This is a genomic window from Streptomyces sp. ITFR-16 (genome assembly GCF_031844705.1).
Lineage (GTDB): Bacteria > Actinomycetota > Actinomycetes > Streptomycetales > Streptomycetaceae > Streptomyces.
In genome coordinates, this window is record NZ_CP134609.1 from 156,348 (window position 1) to 179,611 (window position 23,264).

The 23,264-nt window shown below is 74.3% G+C and carries 3 protein-coding genes; all 3 read right to left on the reverse strand.

Going from position 1 to position 23,264, the window contains the following annotated elements; genetic code table 11:
• Positions 1–46: 46 nt before the first annotated feature.
• Entirely contained in the window at positions 47–7,621 is a 7,575-nt protein-coding gene (locus tag RLT58_RS00815; RefSeq protein WP_311308389.1) for a non-ribosomal peptide synthetase, read from the reverse strand.
• Positions 7,618–22,077, reverse strand: a complete 14,460-nt coding sequence (locus RLT58_RS00820) for a non-ribosomal peptide synthetase (protein WP_311308390.1) — start codon at positions 22,075–22,077, stop codon at positions 7,618–7,620. The genes RLT58_RS00815 and RLT58_RS00820 overlap by 4 nt, the downstream gene beginning before the upstream one ends.
• A 402-nt stretch (positions 22,078–22,479) precedes the next feature.
• Positions 22,480–22,698, reverse strand: coding sequence for an MbtH family protein (locus tag RLT58_RS00825; protein WP_311308391.1), 219 nt, complete (start codon positions 22,696–22,698; stop codon positions 22,480–22,482).
• Positions 22,699–23,264 lie beyond the last annotated feature (566 nt).

Below are 23,264 nucleotides of genomic sequence, written 5' to 3' on the forward strand. Positions count from 1 at the left end.
ACCCACGACGACGGGCCGGGCGCAGCCGGCCCGTCGTGCGGCGCGGCTACGGTCCGGCCGGTGTCCCCGGCGCGGGCAGGAAACCGGAGTCGTGGAAGTACGTCAGGTAGCGGGTCAGGATCTCGTCCGTCAGCGGCGGCTGATGGACGCCCGCCGCCGCCGCTGCCTCCGTCGTCCGGTGGGAGTCGAAGCGCCGGTGGTCCCCCGCCAGGTCCCCGCTCTCCGTCCCGTCACCGAGGAACAGCTGCGCCGCGTTGTCGGGTTGCGCCGCCACCCGGTCCTGCCAGTGCTCGGCGGGCACGGTCCGCAGTTCGTGCCCGAGCCGGACGGCCGCCTCGAAGACGCGGTCCAGGCCCGGCGCCTCCGGGTTGGTGAGGTGGTACGTCTCCGCGCCGGTGCCACCCGTCAGGGCGAGCGCCACGACCGCGGCGCTCACGTAGTCCACGGGCACCCAGTCGGTCGACCCGAACGGCAGGTCCGGCACCGCGCCCGCCTGGAGGCACCCCTTGATGAGCTGCCACAGCAGGTCCCGGTCCTGGCAGGCGCCCGTGGCGGTGTCCCCGCTGATACGGCCGGGGCGGTAGACGGCCACCGGCAGTCCCCGGTCCCGGGCCAGGCCGACAAGGCCCTCGGCGACCCATTTGCTCCGGGCGTACCCGTCGGGCAGATCGGGTACGGGGCCCGTCGGCGTCGTCTCCGTGATGGTGACGGGGCCGGCCACCGGGGCGTACACCCCGGTGGTCGAGACGTAGTGCATCCCGGGTGACGAGGAGTCGGCGAGCAGCCGGAGCAGTTCCTCGGTGCCGGCCACGTTCGCGGCGCGCAGATCCCCGTACGGGGCGGCGAAGTTGACCCGTGCCCCGTTGTGCAGCACCGGGCCGAGGCGGCGGACCAGCGCGGTCCGCTCCTCCGGGTCCAGCCCGAGGCCGGGGGCGGCGAGGTCGCCGGGGACGGGCCGGATCAGGTCCGCGTACCGGTCGCGCCACAGTCCGTACCGCTCCAGGTTGGCCCGCAGCCGCTGCGCCGCGCGATGGTCGTCCTCGGCCCGGACGAGGCAGTCGACGGGGCCGTCCGTGGTCTCGATGAGGTCGCGCAGGAGGAAGGCGCCGAGGAAGCCGGAGGCGCCGGTGAGCAGGGGCCGGGGAGCGGGGCGCGGCGGCCGGGGTGCCGAGGTGGCCGCGACCCGGTCGGCGCCGGAGATGTCCTCGGCCAGCCGGACTTCGGCGGTGAGGTCCGGGGCCGTCGTGTCCTCGTGCTGCTCCTCCCCCGCCGTGCGGCCCAGCAGACGGTCGAGACCTTCGGGGGTCGGCGCCGCGAACAGGGTGCGCAGCGAGGGGCGTGTGCCGCACCGTTCGCCGATGCGGCGGGCCAGGGTCACCGCGAGCAGGGAGTGGCCGCCGAGGGCGAAGAAGTCGTCCGTGACGCCCACGCGGGGCACGCCGAGTGTCTCCGCGAACACCTCGCACAGGACCCGTTCGCGCGCGGTGCGCGGCTCGCGGCCCTCGGCGGGCGCGGAGTGGCTGGGCGCGGGCAGGGCGCGGCGGTCGGTCTTGCCGTTGGGGGTGACGGGAAGGGCCGCGAGGCTCACATGGGCGGCCGGGATCATGTGCTCGGGCAGGGTCGTGGCGAGGTGGGCGCGCACCTCGGCGGTGTCCGGGCCCCGGGCGCCGTCGGCGGGCACGGTGTACACGACGAGGCGCCGGTCGCCGGGGCGGTCCTCCCGGACGGTGGCGCAGGCCGCGGCCACGCCGGGCAGCAGCGTGAGCGCCGCCTCGATCTCGCCGAGTTCGATGCGGAAGCCGCGCAGTTTGACCTGGTCGTCGACGCGGGAGACGTAGACGAGTTGCCCGTCGGCCGTCCAGCGCACCAGGTCGCCGGTGCGGTACATGCGGCCCCCCGTGCGGTCGAAGGGGTCGGCCACGAAGCGGGTCGCGGTCAGGGCGGCGCGGCCGTGGTAGCCGCGGGCGACTCCCTCACCGGAGACGTACAGTTCGCCGACGACCCCGGGCGGCACGGGTGCCAGCCGGTCGTCCAGGACATGGACGCGGGTGCCGTTGACGGGGGCGCCGATGGGGACCGTACGGTCGGGGGCCTGCGGGCCGTCGGCGTGCTGGAAGCCGCTCATGGTGGCGCAGACGGTGGTCTCGGTCGGGCCGTAGGCGTTGACGAGGTGGCGGTCCCGGGCCCAGGTGTGCACCAGCGCGGGCGGGCACGCCTCCCCGGCGAGGACCAGGGTGGTGCCCTCGGGCAGGGAGCCGGGGGGCATCACCGCGAGGGCGGCGGGAGGCAGGGTGAGGTGGGTGACGCCCCGTTCGCGGACCAGCGAGGCGAGGGCGGGGCCGGGCAGCAGGGCCTCGCGCTCGTCGATCTCCAGGCAGGCCCCGGAGAGCAGCCCCATGCACAGCTCCCAGAACGCGGCGTCGAAGCTGACGGACGCCATGTGCAGCACGCGGCTGCCCGGCCCGACGCGCAGCCGGTCGCTCTGGGTCCTGGCCATGGCGCCGATGCCCCGGTGGGTGACCACGACGCCCTTGGGCCGGCCGGTGGAGCCGGAGGTGTAGATGACGTACGCCGGGTGTTCGGGGTGCGGGGCGGGAGGCGTGGCCGCCCCGCTGTCGCCGGTGCCGCCCGTGTCCTCGGTGTACAGGTGGGGCACCGCTGTGCGCGGGAGACGGCCGTGGAGGGCGGGGGTGGTGAGCAGCAGCCGCGGCGAGGCGTCGTCGAGCATGTACGAGAGGCGCTGGGCCGGGTAGTCGGGGTCGAGCGGCACATACGCCGCGCCCGCCTTGAGCACGGCGAGCAGCGCCACGACGAGGTGGTGGGTGCGGGGCAGGGCGACGGCCACCCGGTCCTCGGTGCCGATGCCTTGGGCGGCGAGACGGCGGGCCAAGGCCTCGGCCCGGTCGTCGAGTTCGCGGTAGGTGAGGGTGGTGGTGGCGTCGCGGACCGCCGGGGCGTCCGGGGTGCGCCGGACCCAGGGGGCGAAGAGCGCGGGGAACGTCGACCGGGGCAGGTGCTCGACGGGCCCGGTCCCCCAGGTGGCGAGGCGGGCGTGTTCGCCGGGGGTGAGCACGTCGTAGGCGCTCAGCGGGCGGTCGGGGTCCGCGGTGACGGCGTCGAGCAGCAGGGTCAGCCGCTCGCTGAGGTCGCGGACGGTCGAGGCGTCGAAGAGTTCCGTGGCGTAGTCGACGGCGGCCTGCATGCCGTCGAGTGAGCCGTTGTCGTCGAAGGTTTCGGTGAAGGTGAACGACAGGTCGAACTTGCTCACCCCGGCGTCGACCGGGATGCCGCTGACGGTGAGCCCCGGCAGGTCGATCGCAGCGGGGGCCTGGTTCTGGAGGACCAGCATGGTCTGGAAGAGCGGGTGGTGGCTCTGTGAGCGCGCCGGATTGAGCAGTTCCACCAGCCGCTCGAACGGGACGTCCTGGTGCGCGTAGGCGGACAGGTCGAACTCCCTGACCCGGTCCAGCAGTTCGCGGAAGGTGGGGTCGCCGGAGAGGTCGGTGCGGAGCACGAGCGTGTTCACGAAGAAGCCGACGAGATCGGCCGCGGCCTCGTCGGTGCGTCCGGCGACGGCCGTGCCCAGGGGGATGTCGTCGCCGGCGCCGTGCCGGGAGAGCACGGTCGACAGGGCGGCCTGGAGCACCATGAAGACGCTGCATCCGCCGGCGCGGGCGAGTTCCGCGAGGTGGCGGGCCGTGGCGCTGTCGACGGTGAAGGTGTGGGTGGCGCCGGTGTGCCGTGACACGGCGGGGCGCGTGCGGTCCCAGGGCAGCTCGATCATCTCCGGCAGCCCGTCCAGCGCGCCCTTCCAGTACGTCAGTTGGCGGGTGACGAAGCTGTCGGGGTCGTGCTCGTCCCCGAGCAGGCGGCGCTGCCAGAGGGTGTGGTCGGCGTAGTCGACGGGCAGGGCGGTCCACGAGGGGGCCTCGCCGTCGGTCCGGGCCCGGTAGGCGTTCCACAGGTCCCGGACGAGGGGGGCCAGGGAGGAGCCGTCGGCGGCGATGTGGTGGATCACCAGCACCAGGACATGGGCGTCGTCGGCCAGCCGCAGCAGGGTGGCCCGGAGCGGGAGCCGGTTTTCGATGTCGATCGGCTCGGCCGCCGCGGCGGCGATCCGGCCGGGGAGTCCTTCGTCGTCCACGCTCTCCACGGAGAACGGGAGACGGACGTCGTCCGGGGCGGTGATGTGCTGGCGGGGGCCGTGGTCGCCGTCGGGCAGGACGGTGCGCAGGGCGGCGTGGCGGATGACGACGTCGTGCAGGGCCAGGCGCAGCGCGTCGGTGTCGAGCGGCCCCTCGATGCGTACGGCGAAGGGGATGTTGTACGTGGCGGAGGGGCCCTCGAGCCGGTGGAGGAACCACAGGCGCTGCTGGGCGTACGACAGCGGGAGTTCGGCGGGACGTTCCTGCGGGACGAGGGCGGGGCGTGCCGGGCGGCCCGCGCCTTCGAGGGCGGTGGCGAGCGCGGCGACCGTGGGGTTCTCGAAGAGGGTGCGGATCTCGGTCTCGGCGTCCAGCGCGGTGCGGATGCGGCTGACGAGCCGGGTGGCGAGCAGGGAGTGGCCGCCCAGGGCGAAGAAGCTGTCGTCGATGCCGACGCGGGGCACGCCGAGCACGTCGGCGAAGAGTCCGGCGAGGATCTCCTCGACGGCGGTGCGCGGCGGCCGGCCGTGGGGGACGGCCCGGACGGTGGGCGCGGGCAGGGCCGACCGGTCGAGTTTGCCGTTGGGGGTCAGCGGCAGTACGTCGACGGGCTGGATGACGGCCGGGACCATGTAGGGGGGCAGGTGGTGCCCGACGTGCGCGGCGAGGGCGCCCGGGTCCGGGGTGTGTCCGGGTGCGGGGACGACATAGGCGGTGAGGGTGCGGTCGCCGGGCAGGTCCTCGCGTACGAGGACGACGGCGGCGTGCACGGACGGGTCGGCGCGCAGCACCGTCTCGATCTCGGTGGGTTCGATGCGGTGGCCGCGCAGTTTGATCTGCTGGTCGGCGCGGGCCACGTAGTGCAGGCTGCCGTCGGCGTCCCAGCGCACCAGGTCGCCCGTGCGGTACATCCGGGCGCCGGTGCCGGTGAACGGGTCGGCCACGAAGCGCGTTGCGGTGAGTCCGGGGCGCCCCAGATAGCCTCGGGCGACTCCGGCTCCCGCGACGTACAGCTCGCCCTCGGCGCCGGGCGGCACGGGCCGCATCGCCGCGTCCAGGACGTAGGCGCGCATGCCGTCGAGCGGCCGGCCGATCGGGGCCGCGCCGGCCTGGGCCTCGTCGGGGCGGACACGGTGGAGCGTGGCGAAGGTGGTGGTCTCGGTGGGTCCGTAGACGTGCAGGACGGCGGTGTCGGGGTGGGCGGCGGCGACGCGTTGCAGGAGGCCGGGCGCGGCGGCCTCGCCGCCGGAGGCGACCAGGCGCAGCAGGCCGAGGGCGTCCGGATCGGTCTCCGCCAGGACGTTGAACAGGGCCGTCGTCAGGAACGCCGCCGTCACGCCGTACCGCGCCACGAGGTCCCGGAGCACGGCGGGCTCCAGCGCGCCCTCCGGCGCCACGACGACTCGGCCGCCGTTCAGGAGCGGGGTCCAGATCTCGAAGGTGGAGGCGTCGAAGACGTACGCCGAATGCAGCAGGACCGCGTCGGAGGCGCCGTCGGCCCAGCTCCGGTCGGCGGCCAGGGCGGTGATGTCGGCGTGGGTGACGCCGACGGCCTTGGGCAGGCCGGTGGAGCCGGAGGTGAACATCACGTACGCGAGCCGGGCACCGCCCGTGACGGTCGGGAGGGGGCCCGGGGCCTCGGGGCCGCCCCGCAGCAGACGGCCGGCGGCGTCGACCGTCAGCACGGTGGCCTCCGGGCCGAGAGCACGGACCCAGGGGTGGGTGCGGGTGGTCTCGTCGACGATCAGGGTGCGCAGGGCGGCCACCTCGGCGACGCGGTTGAGCCGTTCGGTGGGCCAGCGCGGGTCGAGCGGCACATAGGCGGCGCCTGCGCGCAGGGCGGCGAGGGAGGCGGTGACGGTGGCCGCCGAGCGGGCGACGAGGATGCCGACGCCCTCCTCGGCGCGGGTCCCGAGTCCGGTCAGCGCACCGGCCAGATCGTCCGCGAGGTCGTGCAGCCCCCGGTACGACAGGGGCTCGCCGGCCCCGGAGACGGCCACAGCGTCCGGGTGGCGCAGGGCGCGCTCGGCCACGGCCTGAGGGATGCTCGGATCCATGACTTCGTAGCGTAGCTCCGCTCCCGCACCCTGGCCGATCAGCCGCTCCGGCTCACCGTCCAGGAGAACGGGAACGCTGTCGGCGCGGCCGTCGAGGCCGTGTGCCATCGCGGTGAGCAGGCGTCGCACACGGGCGACCGTGCGGGCCACCTCGTCGCGGTCCAGGACGGCGGCGCGGTAGCCGAAGGTGATCTTGAGAAGGTCACCGGGGGCGATGGTGAGGGTGAGCGGGTAGTGCGCGGCGTCCGTGCCGCTGACCCCGGTGACGGCGAGACCGCGCAGCCCCTGCTGGGCGGTGCGCAGGGCCTCGTCGTCCATCGGGTAGTTCTCGAACACGGCGAGCGTGTCGAAGAGCTCGTCGAGCCCGGTGACACCTCGGATGTCGGTCAGGCCCAGGTGCTGGCTGCCGAGTAGACGGCCCTGTTCCTCCTGGAGCCGTGTCAGGAGCCCGGCCAGGGTCTCGCCGGGCTCGGGGCGGAGCCGTACGGGCACGGTGTTGATGAACAGACCGACCATCGACTCGATGCCGGGAATCTCCGGCGGACGGCCGGAGACCGTCGTGCCGAACACGATGTCGGAGCGTCCGGTGAGGTGGCCGAGCACCAGGCCCCAGGCGCCCTGGACCAGCGTGTTCAGGGTGAGCCGGTGTGCGCGGGCCGTGTCGCGCAGCCGGCGCGTCGTGGCCGCGTCCAGGTCGAGGACCAGCGTCTCGGGCAGTTCGGCGGCGCCTGCGGCCGGCGGCTCGCCGGATCCCGTCCCGCCTTTTCCTCCGTCCCACCGGGCGAGCAGGGTCGGTGCCTCGATCCCGGCGAGCGCGGTGGACCAGGCGTCCAGGGCGGTGGTGCGGTCCTGCCGGGCCAGCCAGGCGAGGTAGGTGCGGTACGGGGTGACGCGCGGCAGGGCGCTGTCGTCGCCCCGTGTCGCGTACAGCTCGAAGAGCTCCCGCACGATCAGCGGCATCGACCAGCCGTCGAACAGGATGTGGTGGCTGGTCATGACGAGCCGGTGGCGGTCCGGCGCGGTGCGCACGAGGGTGAACCGCATCAGGGGCGGGGTGGCCAGGTCGAAGCGCCGGGTGCGGTCGGCGGCGAGGAATTCGGCCAGGCGCTCCTCGGTCGTGACCGTGCCGGCGGTACCGGTCAGGTCCAGCTCGTCCAGGGGTACGGGGACCTCGGCGGCGACCGCCTGCACGGGCTCGTCCAGGTCCTCGTGGAGGAAGCCGACCCGCAGGTTGGCGTGCCGGCGCAGCAGGCCGCCGATGGCGGCGTGCAGGGCGGGGACGTCGACGGTGCCTTCGAGGGTGAAGACGAACTGCGCGGTGTAGACGTCCACGGCGTGGGAGTCGTACAGCGCGTGGAAGTGCATGCCTGCCTGCAGCGGCGTCAGCGGGAGTACGTCCTCCAGTTGGAACCCGGTCACTTGCGTCCACCCCACTTGTTCTGCAGTCGGTCGATCTGGGCCTGGTTCAGCGAGACCAGGGGAAGGTCGGACGGTGTGTAGCCGCCCGCGTCGGGCCGCTCGGCGTGTTCCGCGATGGCGCGCAGGGCGCGCATGAACGCCTCGGCCAGGGCGCCGACGTCCTCCTCCTTGAGGAGGTCGGCGGGCCAGGTCCAGCGGGTCACCAGGCGCGGGCCCTGTGGCAGGTCCTCGGTGTGCGCGTTGATGTCGAGGACGTGGTGCACGGGCATGCCCGGGTCCTGGCTGCGCGGGCCGCCGCCGTCGAGGAGGACGTCCCAGTCGGCGCCCGCTCCCCCGCCCGCCGGCTGCGGAGCCACGTACCGTCCGAGGTAGTTGAAGCCGATCTGCGGTTCGGCCGCGGTGGCCAGGAGGGGGCGGGTCGCCGGGTTGAGGTGGCGCAGCATTCCGAAGCCGAGGCCGTGGTCGGGGACCTCGCGCAGCTGTTCCTTCACCCGTTTGACGGCGCGTTCGACCTGGGTGGCGTCGAGGCGTCCGGGTTCCCTGAGGTCGCCGGGTCCGGGGTCGAGCCGGACGGGATAGAGGCTGGTGAACCAGCCGACCGTGCGCGACAGGTCGATGTGGTCGGCGATCTGTTCGCGGCCGTGGCTCTCCACGTCGAGGAGGACGGCGGTGTCCACCCGGCGCCCGGCGTGGCCGGCGGCCCGTTCCCCGCGCCAGGCGCCGACGGCCAGGGCGAGGCCCGTGAGCAGGACGTCGTCCACTCCGGCGTGGAAGGCGCCGGGGGCGGTGGTGAGCAGGGAGTGGGTCCAGGTGGCGGGCAGATGGGTGATCAGGGTGCGCGTCCCGTCGGCGGTGTCGAGGTGGGGGTCGAGCGGCCGGTAGCCGAGCTGCGGGTCGGGTGTGCTCAGGACGCCCTGCCACCGGGTGAGTTCGGCTTCCCGCTTCTCGCTCCGGGCCTGGGCGGAGAGCAGGTTGGCCCAGCCCCGGTAGGACGTGGTGACGGGCGGCAACGACGGGGCGCCGGGCGTGCCGTCGGCCAGGGCCCGCCAGGCGTGGGCGAGGTCGTCGGCGAGGATCCGCCAGGAGACCGCGTCGACGGCCAGGTGGTGGACGACGAGCAGCAGCCGGCCTCGTGCGCGGGGCCCGGCATCGCACCAGACGGCCTCGACCACGTGCCCGTGGGCGGGCCGCAGCCGGCTCCGTACCCGTTCGCCCGCCTCGGTGACGGCGGCGCGGGCGGCGTCGGCGTCGAGACCGGCGATGTCGATCCGGGTGAAGCGGCCGCGCGCCGGCACCGTGCCGGGCGGCAGGGCTTCGACGACGGGGTCGCCCCCGGCGGTGCGGGTGACGCGCAGGCGGAGCATGTCGTGGTGGTCGATGAGGAGCTGGAGTGCGTCGACGAGAAGGTCCTCGTCGGCTCCCACCGGTGTGGAGAGCACCCCGGACTGGTTGTAGCCGTCCGTGGTGCCGGGCCGCTCCAGGAGCCATGCGGCGATGGGCGTGGGCGGCATCGCGCCGGTGCCGTCGTCGGCGGCGGTGGTGCGGTCCGGGTCGAGCGCGGTGGCGGCGGCCGCGATGGCCTCGGGGGTGCGGTGGACGAAGACGTCGCGGGGGGTGACGCCGAGGCCCGCCTCACGTGCCCGGCTGACGAGCTGGATGGAGAGGATGCTGTCGCCGCCGAGCGCGAAGAAGTCGTCGTCGGTGCGGACGGCCGTGGCGCGCAGGACGGAGGTGAACACGTCGCACAGGACGCGTTCCCGCTCGGTGCGCGGCTGTCCGCCCGGCCGGGTGGCGTCGGGCCTGGCCGGTGCGGGCAGGGCCCGTCGGTCGGTCTTGCCGTTGGGCAGGAGCGGCAGGGCGTCGAGGCCGATGTGGACGGCGGGCACCATGTACGGCGGAAGGGCGGCTGTCAGCCGGGCGCGCAGCTCGGCGTCCGTGGGGGCAGGGGCGCCGTCGCGCCGGTCGGCGACGGTGTACGCGACCAGGCGCCGTTCGCCCGGCCGGTCCTCGCGGACGAGGGCGCAGGCGGCGGTGATGTCGTCGAGCGCGGTGAGGGCGGCCTCGATCTCGCCGAGTTCGATGCGGAAGCCGTGCAGCTTGACCTGGTCGTCGGCGCGCGAGACGTAGGTGAGCAGTCCGTCGGCGTCCCGCTTGACGAGGTCGCCGGTGCGGTACATGCGCCCGCCCGCCGGATCGAAGGGGTCGGCCACGAAGCGGGTGGCGGTCAGGCCGGGGCGTCCGAGGTAGCCGCGTGCGAGGCCGTCGCCGGCCAGGTACAGCTCACCGGTCACCCCGGGCGGCACGGGGCGCAGCCCGGCGTCCAGCACGTAGGCGCGGGTGTTGTCCACGGGCCGGCCGAGCGGCACACCGTCCGTCTCCGTGCCCCGGTGGTGGTGGGCGGTGGCGTCGATGGTGGTCTCGGTGGGTCCGTACAGGTTGTGCACCTCGACCCCCCAGGCCCGTCCGGCACGCGCCGCCAGCGACGCGGTCAGGGGTTCGCCTCCGCACAGGACGGCCCGCAGGGCGGGGGGCGCCTGCTCGGGGCCGGTCTCGGCGAGGACGACCGAGAGGTGCGAGGGCACGAACTGGGCGAGGGTCACCCCGGCGTCGCGCATCCGGGCGAGCAGGCCGGCGGGGTCGTGGTTGGCGGCGGGCGGCACGGGGCAGGTGGAGCCGCCGTGCAGGAGCGGCAGCCAGGTCTCCCAGACCGAGGCGTCGAAGCTCGGCGAGGTGCGCGCGAGGACGCGGTCGTCGTCGGTGAGGCCGAGGTGTCCCGCCATCCAGGCCATGTGGTTGGTCAGGGAGGCGTGGGTGACGACGACGCCCTTGGGGCGGCCGGTGGAGCCAGAGGTGTAGATGACGTACGCCGCGTCGCGCGGGTCCGGCGCCGCTGCGGGCGGCGCCGCGCGTCCGGTGGACCAGGCCGCCCGGTCGTCGACCGCGAGGCAGGGGACGGACGGGGCGTGCCGGGCGGCTCGGTCGGTGCCGTGGGCGAGGAGGAGTGCGGGGCGGGCGTCGTCGAGCATGTGGGCGATGCGCGCCTCGGGGTACTCCAGGTCGATGGGCAGGTAGGCGGCTCCGGCCTTGGTCACCGCCAGCATCGCTACGACGTGGTCGGCCGTGCCCTCCAGGGCGAGGGCGACGAGGTCGCCCCTGCCGATGCCCCGGGTGTGCAGATGGTGGGCCAGGTCGTCGGAGAGGAGGTCGAGTTCACGGAAGGTGAGCCGGTGCGCGCCGTCGCGTACGGCGATGGCGTCCGGGGTGGTGGCGGCCCGGCGGCGGAAGGCCTCGGGCGCGGTGCGGGCTTCCACGGTCCGGGCCGGGCCGCGGGCGGCCCGTTCCAGGCTTTCCAGCTCGGCGGTGTCCAGGACGGCCGCGGTGTGCACGCGGCGGTCGGGGTCGGCGGCGAGCGTGGCGAGCAGCCGGGTGAGGCGCGCGGCCAGGGTGTGCGCGGTGGCGGGGGCGAAGAGTTCGGTGGAGAACTCCAGGACCCCGTCGAGGCCGGCGGGCCGGCCCGTGCCGTCGCGGGTCTCCGTGAAGGTGAAGGTCAGGTCGAACTTGCTGATGCCGGTGTGCACGGGCTGTTCCGTGACGGTGAGGCCGTGGAGGTCGATGGCGGTGTCCGCGTGGTTCTGGAGGACGAGCATGGTCTGGAACAGGGGGTGGTGGTTCTGGGCCCGGGCCGGGCTGAGGAGGTCCACCAGCCGCTCGAACGGCACGTCCTGGTGCGCGTAGGCGGCGAGGTCGAACTCCCGCACCCGGTCGATGACGTCACCGAAGGTGGGGTCGCCGCCGAGGTCGGTGCGCAGGACGAGGGTGTTGACGAAGAAGCCCACCAGGTCGTCGAGGGCCACGTCGGTGCGCCCGGCGACGGCGGTGCCGATCGGGATGTCCTTCCCGGCGCCGTGCCGGGACAGGAGCACGGACAGGGCCGCCTGGAGCACCATGAAGAGGCTGCAGCCCCGGGCCCGGGCGAGGTCCGCGAGCGCCCGGTGGGTGTCCGCGTCCACCGGGAAGGCGAAGGCGTCGCCCCGGTGGGCCGTGACGGCGGGGCGTGGCCGGTCGTACGGCAGGTCGAGCAGTTCGGGCAGGTCCGCCAGGGCGGTGCGCCAGAAGTCCAGCTGCTGTGCCGCCCGGCCGGCCGGGTCGTCCTCGGAGCCGAGGAGGGCGCGCTGCCACAGGGTGTAGTCGGCGTACTGGACGCCGAGTTCGGTCCAGGAGGGCTCCTCGCCCTGGATCCGTGCCCGGTAGGCGTCGCCCAGGTCGCGGGCGAGCGGGGCGAGGGACCAGCCGTCGCCGGCGATGTGGTGGATGAGCAGGACCAGGACGTGGGACTCGGTCCCGAGCCGCAGCAGCCGGGCCCGTACGGGCAGTTCGGTGCTCACGTCGAAGGTGTGCGCCACCTCCGTCGCCAGGTCCTCGTCGAGCCGGCCGGGGCCGGTGTCGCGGGGCGTCAGGTCGAGGTCGGCGCCGCTGACGTCGAGGACGAGCTGACGCGCGACTCCGTCCGTCTCGGGGAAGACGGTGCGCAGGCTCTCGTGGCGCTCCACGACGTCCGCGAGGGCGTTCTGCAGGGCGTCCGTGTCGAGCGGTCCGTCCAGCCGGAGCACCAGCGGAACGTTGTAGGTGGCGCTGGGGCCCTCGAACCGGTTGAGGAACCACAGCCGCTGCTGTGCGAAGGACAGCGGCAGCGGATCGGGCCGTCGCGGGGCCCGCTCCAGCGGGGTCCTGGCCGCTTCGGCGCCGTCCAGTACGGCGGCGAGCGCGGCGGGGGTGGGGTGCTCGAAGACGGCCTTGACCGGGACCTCGACGGCGAGCGAGGTGCGGATGCGCGCCGCGAGCCGGGTGGCGAGCAGCGAATGGCCGCCCAGGGCGAAGAAGTCGTCGTCGGCACCGGCTCCGTCGAGGCCGAGCACATCGGCGAAGAGCCCGCAGAGGATCTCCTCGCGCGCCGTGCGGGCGGCGCGCCCCCGGACCGGGGCGTCGTACGCGGGCACGGGCAGGGCGCGCCGGTCCACCTTCCCGTTGACGGTCAGCGGCAGGGCGTCCATCAGGACGAACGCGGCGGGCACCATGTAGGCGGGCAGCGACCGGCCGACGGCGCGGGCGAGTTCGGCGGGCTCGGGGCGCTCCCCGAGCGCGGGCACCACGTACGCGACGAGCCGCCGGTCGCCGGGGGTGTCCTCGCGGACGACGGCGAAGGAGTCGGCGACGCCCTCGCAGCAGGCCAGCACGCCCTCGATCTCGCCGAGTTCGATGCGGTAGCCGCGCAGCTTCACCTGGCCGTCGGCGCGCGCGACATAGGCGATGTGCCCGTCGCGGGTCCAGCGGACGAGGTCGCCGGTGCGGTACATGCGCCCGCCCGCCGGATCGAAGGGGTCGGCCACGAAGCGGGTGGCGGTGAGTCCCGGGAGTCCGGTGTACCCGCGTGCCACCCCGCGGCCGGCGAGGTAGAGCTCGCCCGTGACGCCGGGCGGGACCTGGCGCAGGGCGCTGTCGAGAACGTGGAGCCGCATGCCGTCGAGGGCCCGCCCGATGGGCGGCGGTCCGGCCGGCAGGTCGGGGGCCACGTCGTGGCGGGTGGCGAAGGTGGTGGTCTCGGTGGGCCCGTACACATGCAGGACGCGCACGCCGGGGGCGGTGCCCGCGACCCGCTGCATCGCGTCCGGGGAGGCCAGTTCGCCGCCGGCGCAGACGACCCGCAGGCCCGCGAAGGCGCCCGGGTCGGTGTCGGCGATCACGTTGAACAGGGCCGTGGTCAGGAAGACGGCGGTCACGCCGTGCGCGTGGACGGCATCGGCGAGGACGGCGGCCTCCAGAACGCCGTCGGGTGCGACGACGACGCGGCCGCCGTGCAGGAGCGGGGCCCAGATCTCGAAGGTGGAGGCGTCGAAGACGTACGCGGAGTGCATCAGGACCGCGTCGGCGGCACCGCCCTGCCAGGCGGAGTCCGCCGTCAGCGCCACCACGTCGGCGTGGCTGACGCCGACGCCCTTGGGCAGCCCGGTCGAGCCGGAGGTGAACATCACGTAGGCGAGGGCGTCGGCGCCCGGCACGGCGGCGGGGCGGCCGGGGCGCTCGGGCGCGCCCCGCAGGATCCGGCCGAGCCGGTCCACGACCAGGATCGGGACACGGCGGGCCGCCTCGTCCACCCAGGGGGAGGCGGCGGCCTCCTCGTCGACGACGAGGATGCGCACGTCCGCCACCCCGGCGACCTGGTCGAGCCGCTCCCCCGGCCAGCGCGCGTCCAGCGGCACGTAGGTGCCGGCCGCGCGGACCGTGCCGAGGGACACCGACACCACGGCCGGTGACCGGCCGAGCAGCACGCCGACGCCGGTCTCGGGGCCGGCGCCCAGGCCCGCCAGCGCACCGGACAGGGTCTCGGAGATCCGGTCGAGCGCCGCGTAGGTGAGGGTGGTGGCGCCGTCGGTGACGGCCACGGCGTCGGGTGTGCGCCGCGCCCGGGCCGCGAAGAGCGCGGGCAGCGTGGTGGATCCGGTGGCGGGGGGCAGGGCGCGGCCGGTCCCCCAGTGGGTGACACGGGCGTGCTCGTCCGCCGTCATCAGGTCGTAGTCCGCGAGGGGCCGGGCGGGGTCGGCGGCGACCTGTGCGAGGAGCCGGACCAGGCGGTCCGCGAGGGTTTCGACGGTGCTCCGGTCGAACAGGGCGGTGGCGTACTCGATCCCGGCGGTCAGGCCGCCTTCGCCGCCCTCCTCGTCGAACGCGAAGGTGAGGTCGAACTTGCTGAGTCCGCTGTGGACGAGGCGGCTCTCGACGGTGAGGCCGGGCAGGTCGGGGCGGGCGGTCTCCTGGTTCTGCAGGACCAGCATGGTCTGGAACAGCGGGTGGTGGTTGTGGGCCCTGACCGGGTTGACGCTCTCGACGAGCCGCTCGAAGGGCACGTCCTGGTGGGCGTAGGCGGCGAGATCGAACTCCCTTACCCTGGAGAGCAGTTCGCCGAAGGTCGGGTTGCCGGACAGATCCGTGCGCAGGACCAGCGTGTTGACGAAGAAGCCGACCAGGTCCTCCAGCGCCTCGTCCGTACGGCCGGCGACGGGCGAGCCGAGCGGGATGTCGTCACCGGCGCCGTGCCCGTGCAGCAGGGTGGCCACCGCGGCCTGGAGCACCATGAAGAGGCTGCTGCCGGACTCCCTGGCCAGGCGCAGGAGTTGGGAGTGGAGGGCGGGCGGTACGTCGAAGGTGTGGACGGCCCCCTTGGGGTCGGTGGTGACCGGGCGCGGCCGGTCGAGCGGCAGGTCGATCAGCTCGGGCAGGTCCGCGAGGGCGGTGTGCCAGTGGTCGAGCTGCTGCCGCAGCACGCCCTGCGGTGCGATGCCGTCGCCCAGCACGGCCTGTTGCCAGAGGGTGTAGTCGGCGTACTGGAGGGGTGTGCCGGGCGCGGGCTCGGGCTCGCGGCCGGCGAGGCGGGTCCGGTAGGCGTCCCCGAGCCGGCGGGCGAGCGGGGCGAGGGACCAGCCGTCGGCCGCGATGTGGTGCAGGACGAGCACGAGGACATGGTGGCCCGGCGCGGAGCGCAGCAGCCGGGCGCGCAGCGGCGGGTCCTCGACGACGTCGAACGGCTCCCGCACGGCGGCCAGGACGGCTGCCTCCAGATCGCGGGGCGCCATGCTCTCCACCGGCAGGCGGGGGGTGACCGCGTCGGCGGGAAGGACCGACTGGTACGGAACGCCGTCGCGTTCGGGGAACACCGTACGCAGGGCCTCGTGCCGTGCCACGACATCGTGCAGCGCGGCGCGCAGGGCGTCGGTGTCGAGTGCGCCGTCGAGTTCGAGGACGAGCGGGATGTTGTAGGCGGAGCTGGGGCCTTCGAGCCGGTTCAGGAACCACAGGCGCTGCTGCGCGTAGGACAGCGGCATCGGGTCGGGGCGGCGGGCCGCCTGCACGACGGGCGGATGGGCGCGGCCCCGCTGGTCCAGGACGCGGGCGAGACCGGCGACGGTCGGGTGCTCGAACAGGGTGCGTACGGCGATCTCGGCGCCCAGCACGGCCCGGACGCGGCTGACGACGCGCATGGCGAGGAGGGAGTGCCCGCCGAGGTCGAAGAAGCTGTCGTGCGGCCCCACCCGGGGCCGGCGCAGGACGTCGGCGAAGATCCCGGCGAGCAGGTCCTCGCGCAGGGTGCGCCGGCCCGTTCCGTCGGCGGTGGCGTCGGAGCCCTCGGCGGGTTCCGGCAGGGCACGGCGGTCCACCTTGCCGTTGGGCAGGAGGGGGAGGTCGTCCAGGACGACGACCGCGCCGGGCACCATGTAGTGCGGCAGGGTGTCGGCGAGGGCGTCGCGCAGGGCGACGGGGCGCAGGCCCGGGTCGCCGGTGACGGCGTAGGCGACGAGCCGCCGGGCGCCCGGGGTGTCCTCACGGATCACGGCGCAGGCGGCCGTGACACCGGGGCGGGCCAGCAGCGCGGCCTCGACCTCGCCCAACTCGATCCGGAAGCCCCGGAGTTTGACCTGGTCGTCGGCGCGGGACACGTAGTCGAGCAGACCTGCCGCGTTCCAGCGCACGAGGTCGCCCGTGCGGTACATGCGGGCGCCCTCGGCGTCGAACGGGTCGGCGACGAACCGTGCGGCCGTCAGGCCCGGGCGGTCCAGATAGCCGCGGGCGAGGTTGGGACCCGACAGATAGAGCTCCCCCGTGACACCGGGCGGCACGGGCCGCAGGCGGGTGTCGAGCACATGGGCGCGCATGGTGTCGACGGGCCGGCCGATCGGAACGGTCTCGTACGGCGAGGCGGTCGGTCCGGTCTCCGGGCGGCCCTCGGCTCCCGGGGCGGTGATGCGGTGGGCGGTGGCGTCGATGGCGGTCTCGGTCGGGCCGTAGAGGTTGTGCACCTCGGCGTGCCACCGCGCGGCAGCCTCGTCGGCGAGGTTGCGCGGGAGCGGTTCTCCGCCGCACAGGACGGCGCGCAGAGCGGGCAGCGGCGCGGCGTCGGCCGCCTCGGTGAGGACGAGACCCAGGTGGGAGGGGACGAACTGGGCGACGGTGACCCCGAAGCGGCTCATCCAGGAGACGAGGGTGCGGGGTTCCGTGTTGGCCCCGGGAGGCAGCACGCAGACCTCGGCGCCGTACATCAGCGGCAGCCACACCTCCCATACGGAGGCGTCGAAGCTCGACGAGGTGCGGGCGAGGACCCGGTCGTCCGGCGTCAGGGCGAGGTGCCGTGCCATCCAGGCCATGTGGTTGGCCAGGGCGGCGTGCGTCACGACCACGCCCTTGGGCCGGCCGGTGGACCCGGAGGTGTAGATGACGTACGCGGGATCCGCCGGGTGGGGTGGGCCCGGGAGTCGGCCGGTACGCCCGGCGGGGAGGGCGGCCGGGCCGTCGAGGGCGAGCCACGGCAGGTCGCCGGTGGGCAGGCCGGCGTGCACCTCGGCGGTGGTGAGCAGCAGGACGGGCCGGGCGTCGTCGAGCATGTGGCGGATACGGGCGGGCGGGTACTCCGGGTCGACGGGCAGATAGGCGGCACCGGACCGCAGGACGGCCAGCATGGCGACGACGGTGTCCACGGAGGGCGGCGCGGCGATGGCCACCCTGGTCTCACGGCCTGCGCCCCGCGCGCGCAGCGCGTGGGCGAGGGTGTCGGCGCGGGCGTCCAGTTCCGCGTAGCTGAGGCTGGTGTGCGCATCGCGCACGGCGACGGCCTGAGGGGTGCGCGCGGCCCGCTCCCGTACCGCCTCGGGGGCGGTGAGCGCGGGCAGCGGCCGCAGGTCGCCGCGCCCCTGGGCGAGGAGGCGGTCCCTCTCCCCCGGTTCGAGCGGGTCCAGGTCGCCGACGGGCCGGCCCGGGTCGGTGACGGCCTGGGTCAGTACGCGGGCGAAGCGGGCGCACAGGGCGCGGGCGGTGGCGGCGTCGAAGAGGTCGGTGGCGTACTCCAGGTAGCCCCCGATACCGCCGGGCCCGTCCGTGCTCGGCCCGTTGGCTCTCGTGTCCTCGGCGGATCCGGTGCCCGGCGTGTCTGCCCCGGCGTCCGCGTGCTGTACGGACTCCGTCAGCGAGAACGTCAGGTCGAACTTGCTGCCCCCGCGGTGCCGGGAGCGGTCGCGGACGGTGATGCCCGGCAGGTCGAGCCGTGCCTGCTCCTGGTTCTGGAGGACCAGCATGGTCTGGAAGAGGGGGTGGTGGTCGCCCGACCGCTCGGGGTTGAGTGCCTCCACGATCCGCTCGAAGGGGATGTCACCGTGGCTGAGGGCCGCGATGTCGAACTGCTTGACCCGGTCGAGCAGTTCACCGAAGGTCGGGGCGCCGGACAGGTCCGTGCGCAGGACGACGGTGTTGACGAAGAACCCGACCAGATCGTCGAGGGCTTCGTCGGTGCGGCCGGCCACGGCGGTGCCCAGCGGGATGTCGGAGCCGGCGCCGTGGGCCTGAAGGGTTACCGCGAGGGCGGCCTGAAGCACCATGAAGGGCGTGCAGCCGGTGGTACGGGCGAGCCGCACGAGCGCCGCGTGCGCGGGGGCGGGCAGCTCGAAGGGGACGGCGGCGCCCCGGTGGCTGGGCACGGCCGGGCGCGGCCGGTCCAGGGGCAGCTCCAGGAGGTCGGGGACGCCGTGCAACGCCTGCTTCCAGAAGCCGAGTTGCTGGGCGGCCAGGCTGTCCGGGTCGCCGTCGTCGCCGAGCAGCCGGCGCTGCCAGAGGGTGTAGTCGGCGTACTGGACGCGCAGGGGCGCCCAGTCCGGCGCGTCCGCTCCCCCGGTCCTGGCGCGGTAGGCGGCGCCGAGGTCACGGCTGAGCGGCGCGAGGGACCAGCCGTCGGCGACGACGTGGTGCAGGACGAGGACCAGCATGTGACGGTCCGGGCCCAGCCGGAGCAGATGGGCGCGGACACCGAGGTCGCCGGTGAGGTCGAAGGGCGCGGTGGTCAGGCGCTCCACCGTCTCCTGCGCCCAGGCGTCGGCGCTCTCCTCGGCCGGCGCCCGCTCGACGACGAGCGGGACGAGCCCTGCGGCGGTCTCCGCGTCCAGGACGTCCTGACGGGCGATGCCGTCGTGCTCGGCGAAGACCGTGCGCAGGCTCTCGTGCCGGGCGACGGTGTCGGCCAGGGCGCCGCGCAGGGCGTCGGCGTCGAGGGGGCCGTCGAGTTCGAGGACCATCGGCACGTTGTAGCTGTCGCCGGGGCCCTCCGCCCGGTTGAGGAACCACAGGCGCTGCTGGGCGAAGGACAGCGGGACCGCGTCGGACCTCGGCTGCGGGGAGAGGACGGGGCGGGCGGGCCCGTCGGTGTCCAGGACCGCCGCCAGGGAGGCGACCGTGGGGTGGTCGAAGAGCGTGCCCAGCCGGAGTTCGGTGCCGAGGGCGGCGCGGACCCGGCCGGTGAGCCGGGTGGCGAGCAGCGAATGGCCGCCCAGGGCGAAGAAGTTGTCGTCGATGCCGACGGCATCCACGCCCAGGACGTCCGCGAACAGTCCGGCGAGGACTTCCTCGTACGGGGTGCGCGGGGCGCGGCCGGTGGTGCCGGCGGCGCGCGGGGCGGGCAGGGCGCGGCGGTCGACCTTGCCGTTGGGGTTCAGGGGCAGGGCGTCGAGGGTGACGAACGCGGAGGGCACCATGTACGCGGGCAGGGCGCGTCCGACACGGCGGGCCAGGGCCGTGCCGTCCGGCCGGGTGCCGGGGGCGGGCACGACGTAGGCGACGAGCCGGCGGTCACCGGGGGTGTCCTCACGGACCATCACACAGGCGGCGCGCACGCCGGGGTCGGCCAGCAGGACGTTCTCGGTCTCGGCCGGCTCGATGCGGAAGCCGCGGAGTTTGATCTGCCCGTCCGCGCGCCCGACGTACTCGATCGCCCCGTGCGCGCTCCATCGCACGAGGTCGCCCGTGCGGTACATACGGCCCCCGTCCCCGCTGAACGGGTCGGCGACGAAGCGGCCGGCGGTCAGTGCGGGGTTGCCCTGGTAGCCCCGGGCGACGCCGTGGCCGCTCACGTACAGCTCCCCCACCACGCCGGGCGGCACCAGGCCGAGCGAGCCGTCCAGGACGTACAGGCTCATCCCGTCGAGGGGCCGCCCGATGGGCGGCACGCCCGGGGTGCCGGCGGTGACCGGCTGCCGGGCGGCGAACGTGGTGGTCTCGGTGGGTCCGTAGACGTGCAGGACCAGCGTGCGGGGCGCGGCGGCGGCCACGCGCTGCATCAGGTCGGGACTGGCTGCCTCACCGCCCGTGGCGACCATGCGCACCCCTGCGAACGCCGTGGGGTCGGCCTCGGCCATCACATTGAACAGAGCGGTCGTCAGGAACAGCGCGGTGACTCCGTGCCGGTCCACCATGTCGTGGAGGACCCGCGCCTCCAGCACGCCCGCGGGGGCGACGACCACCCGGCCGCCGTTCAGGAGCGGCGCCCAGATCTCGAACGTGGAGGCGTCGAAGACGTACGCCGAGTGCATCAGGACCGCGTCGGACACCCCGTCGGTCCAGGTGCCGTCGGCGGCCAGCGCGAGGACGTCGGCGTGGGTGACGCCCACTCCCTTGGGCAGGCCGGTGGAGCCGGAGGTGAACATCACATAGGCGAGCCGGTCGCCCCGGGTCACGTCGGGCAGCGGGCCCGGGCGGGCCGGAGCGCCGTGGAGTACGCCGCCGAGGGCGTCCAGGACGATCACCGGAAGGTCCCCGGCGGCCTCCCGCACCCAGGCCTGGCCGGCGGTCGCCTCGTCGGTCACCAGGGCCCGCACGCGGGCCGCTTCCGCGACCCGGTCGAGCCGTTCGGCGGGCCAGGCGGCGTCCATCGGTACGTACGCGGCTCCCGCGAGGACGGTGCCGAGCGTGGCGGGCAGCAGCGCGGCCGAGCGGCCCACGAGGATGCCGACGCCGTCCTCGGCACGGATGCCGTGTCCGGTCAGGGCGCCCGCCAGTTCCTCGGCCGCCCGGCCCAGTTGCCGGTACGAGAGGCTGCGGGCCCCGTCCACCACGGCCGGGGCGTCCGGTGTCCGGCGTACCTGCGCCCGGAACGCCTCCGGGAGGGCCGATGACACCGCGTCCGGTGGCAGGGGGGTGCCACGCCCCTGCGCGTGCAGGGCGGCGGCCGTCGTCCCGTCGAGGAACGGCAGGTCGCCCAGCGGCAGATCGGCGTCCGCGTCGGCCAGCGCCGTGAGGAAGGCGACGACGGCCTGCTGATGCAGCTGTACGTCCTCCGGCCGGTACAGCTCCGGGTTGGCGTCGAATCCGATCAACGGCCCCTTGCCCTCGGCGCGTTCGGAGAGGAAGAGGGACACGTCGTCGACCGGGCCGATGGACAGCACGCGGGAGGCGCCGGGGCTGCCGGCGAAGTCGAGGTCGTAGTCGTAGCCCATGATGTTGACAACCACACCTGTCAGGCGGGCCGCGTCATCGGTCATGTTCAGCTCGCGGGCGAGCTGTTCACGGGAGAAGCGGCGGTGCCGCAGGGCCGCGCGCATCTCGGTGGCGGCGGCGCGGACGAGCGTGCCGACGGTCGTCCCGGGGGTGACGGTCAGCCGCAGCGGCAGGATGTTGGAGGTCATGCCGACGATGTGGCGCAGTCCGCCGTGCCGGCCGTTGGAGGAGAGGCCCACGGTCACGTCCCGTGTCCCGGTGGCCCGGCCGACGTAGGCGGCGACCGCGCTCACCACGACGGCGCTCCAGCTGGTGCGGTGGGCGGCCGCGAGACGGCGCAGACCGTCGAGGACGTCGACGGGGAGCGCCTCGCCGTTGTGCAGCCGTACGTCCGGGCCGTCGGGGGCGGGGGTGTCGGTGCGCCGGCGGATGAGGGGTCTTCCGCTGTCCGCGCCTAGCTCGTCGGCCGCACCGGAGGTGGGCGCGGTGCGGCCGGCGGCCAGATCGGCGAACCTGCCGGTCCAGTAGGCGCGGTCGGCCTCGTAGCGGTCGGAGGCACGGTAGGCCGCCTCGTCGGCGACGAGCTCGCGGAGCGGTGCGGCGGGCACCTCGGCGTCGGCGATGTCCTCGCCGCGTACGGCCCTCTCGTAGAGGCCGGCCACGGTGCGCGCGAAGACGTGACCGCCGAGACCGTCCACGGCTATGTGGTGAAACCGCAGGTACCAGTGGTGGAGCCGGTCGCCGAGGCGCAGCAGGGCGAAGTGGTGGTGCGGGGCGTCGAGGCTGTCGACGGAGGCCATGTCGTCGGCGAGGTAGCGCTCGGCCGCGCCGGCCGGGTCGTCGGCGCCGGACAGGTCGATCACCCGGAGCCGGCCGGACCCCGCCGGGGGGCGACGGACGATGCGCTGGCGGACGGTGTCGCCGTCGGTGACGAACTCGACGTTGAGGCTGTCGCACAGGGCGACGGCCCGGTCGACCGCTGCGGCGAATAAGGCTGCGTCGAGGTCGCCCCGAATCTCGAAGCATTCACCGATGTTGTATTTGGGGCTGTCCGGATCGACCAGTTGCCCGTACCAGACACCCTGCTGGGCCGCAGTAATGCCGAGGAACTCTTCGGGAGCCGTATCCGAGGAGACGGAGCTGTTTTCGCGCATGCCGAGCACACCTTTGGGGAGAGGTTTCCGGGGGGACGAAGAAGGCAGGACGAAACCCGGTCGCGCCGGATCGGCGTCCATTGCCGACAACTGGCCGGTGAAAGCGGAGAGATACGTCGCGGCGCCCGTGACATCAGGCACGGGTGGGGTCCTTACCGGCTCAGGAACCCGGTAAGGCACGCCGCTGTCTTCGCACCACGAGGGCGGACCGCAAGGCGGTCCGTCAATGAATCATGAAAGCCTTATGAAGGCTAAATGACCACTTGCATATGAGGCGTGACCGATCGACACCCTCGCCTGATCGATTCTGCTCGAATGCGAGCGGAGTCCATCAGGCGGGAGCGCCCCGGCCGCTCGCCCGCCGGGCCGGCGGGGCAGCACTTGGGCCGCCCCGGCACGGCACTATCCGGCGTCGGCCTCCATCGCCCGCACCAGGCCCGCAGGCCGCATGTCGGTCCACTCGGCCTCGATCGCGTCCAGACACTCCTGCCGCGAACCTTCGGGACCGCCGACGCGCCAGCCGCCCGGGATATCGATATGCGCGGGCCACAGCGAGTACTGCCCCTCGCCGTTCACCAGCGTCACGAACCGCCCCGACTCGTCATCGAAAGGATTGGTCACGACCGTCCCCCCACTTGATGTCGCACTTCCCACGACATGTTCATCCGTTGTTTCCAGGTGTGCCGCACGGAGAAATCCTCACGGCCACACCGTGAGGCATTCGCCTCTCGCGTACCCCATCTCCCCCTCGGAGCGGAGATACGTTACGCCAGTGGATACCGACGTTACACCGGTGACCGAGCCGGACCTTCCACGGCTTCGCCCGTTCACGCCAATCACAATAGAGGACCCTTGACGGCCAAAGATGCAATTCAGCCTATTACTTACGAGTACCCAATGAGACGACAAGCATCACGGCTCGCCCCGGACATATGCCAACCGGCCTCCGGGGGAAGTATCCAGCCACCCGGTGTCCTTATTGTGCGCGTATCGATGAATACGGCGTGGCCGGATTCGGATAGCCACCGGCGTACGCCCGCTGACTCTCCGACACAGCGAGATCACACCGCGCTCCCGTGCGCCGGGCACGCGCCCCGCCTCGCCGGGCCTCAGCACCCCCCGGGCGGGCCCTCTCCTGTTCAACGCCGCCGGCGCGGACAGGTCACCGGCATACGGTAAGAATCCGG

What these genes read in the sequence shown, in the direction of transcription:
- RLT58_RS00820 (WP_311308390.1), bottom strand. Translation starts at nt 22,077, where the DNA reads ATGCGCGAAAACAGCTCCGTCTCCTCGGATACGGCTCCCGAAGAGTTC.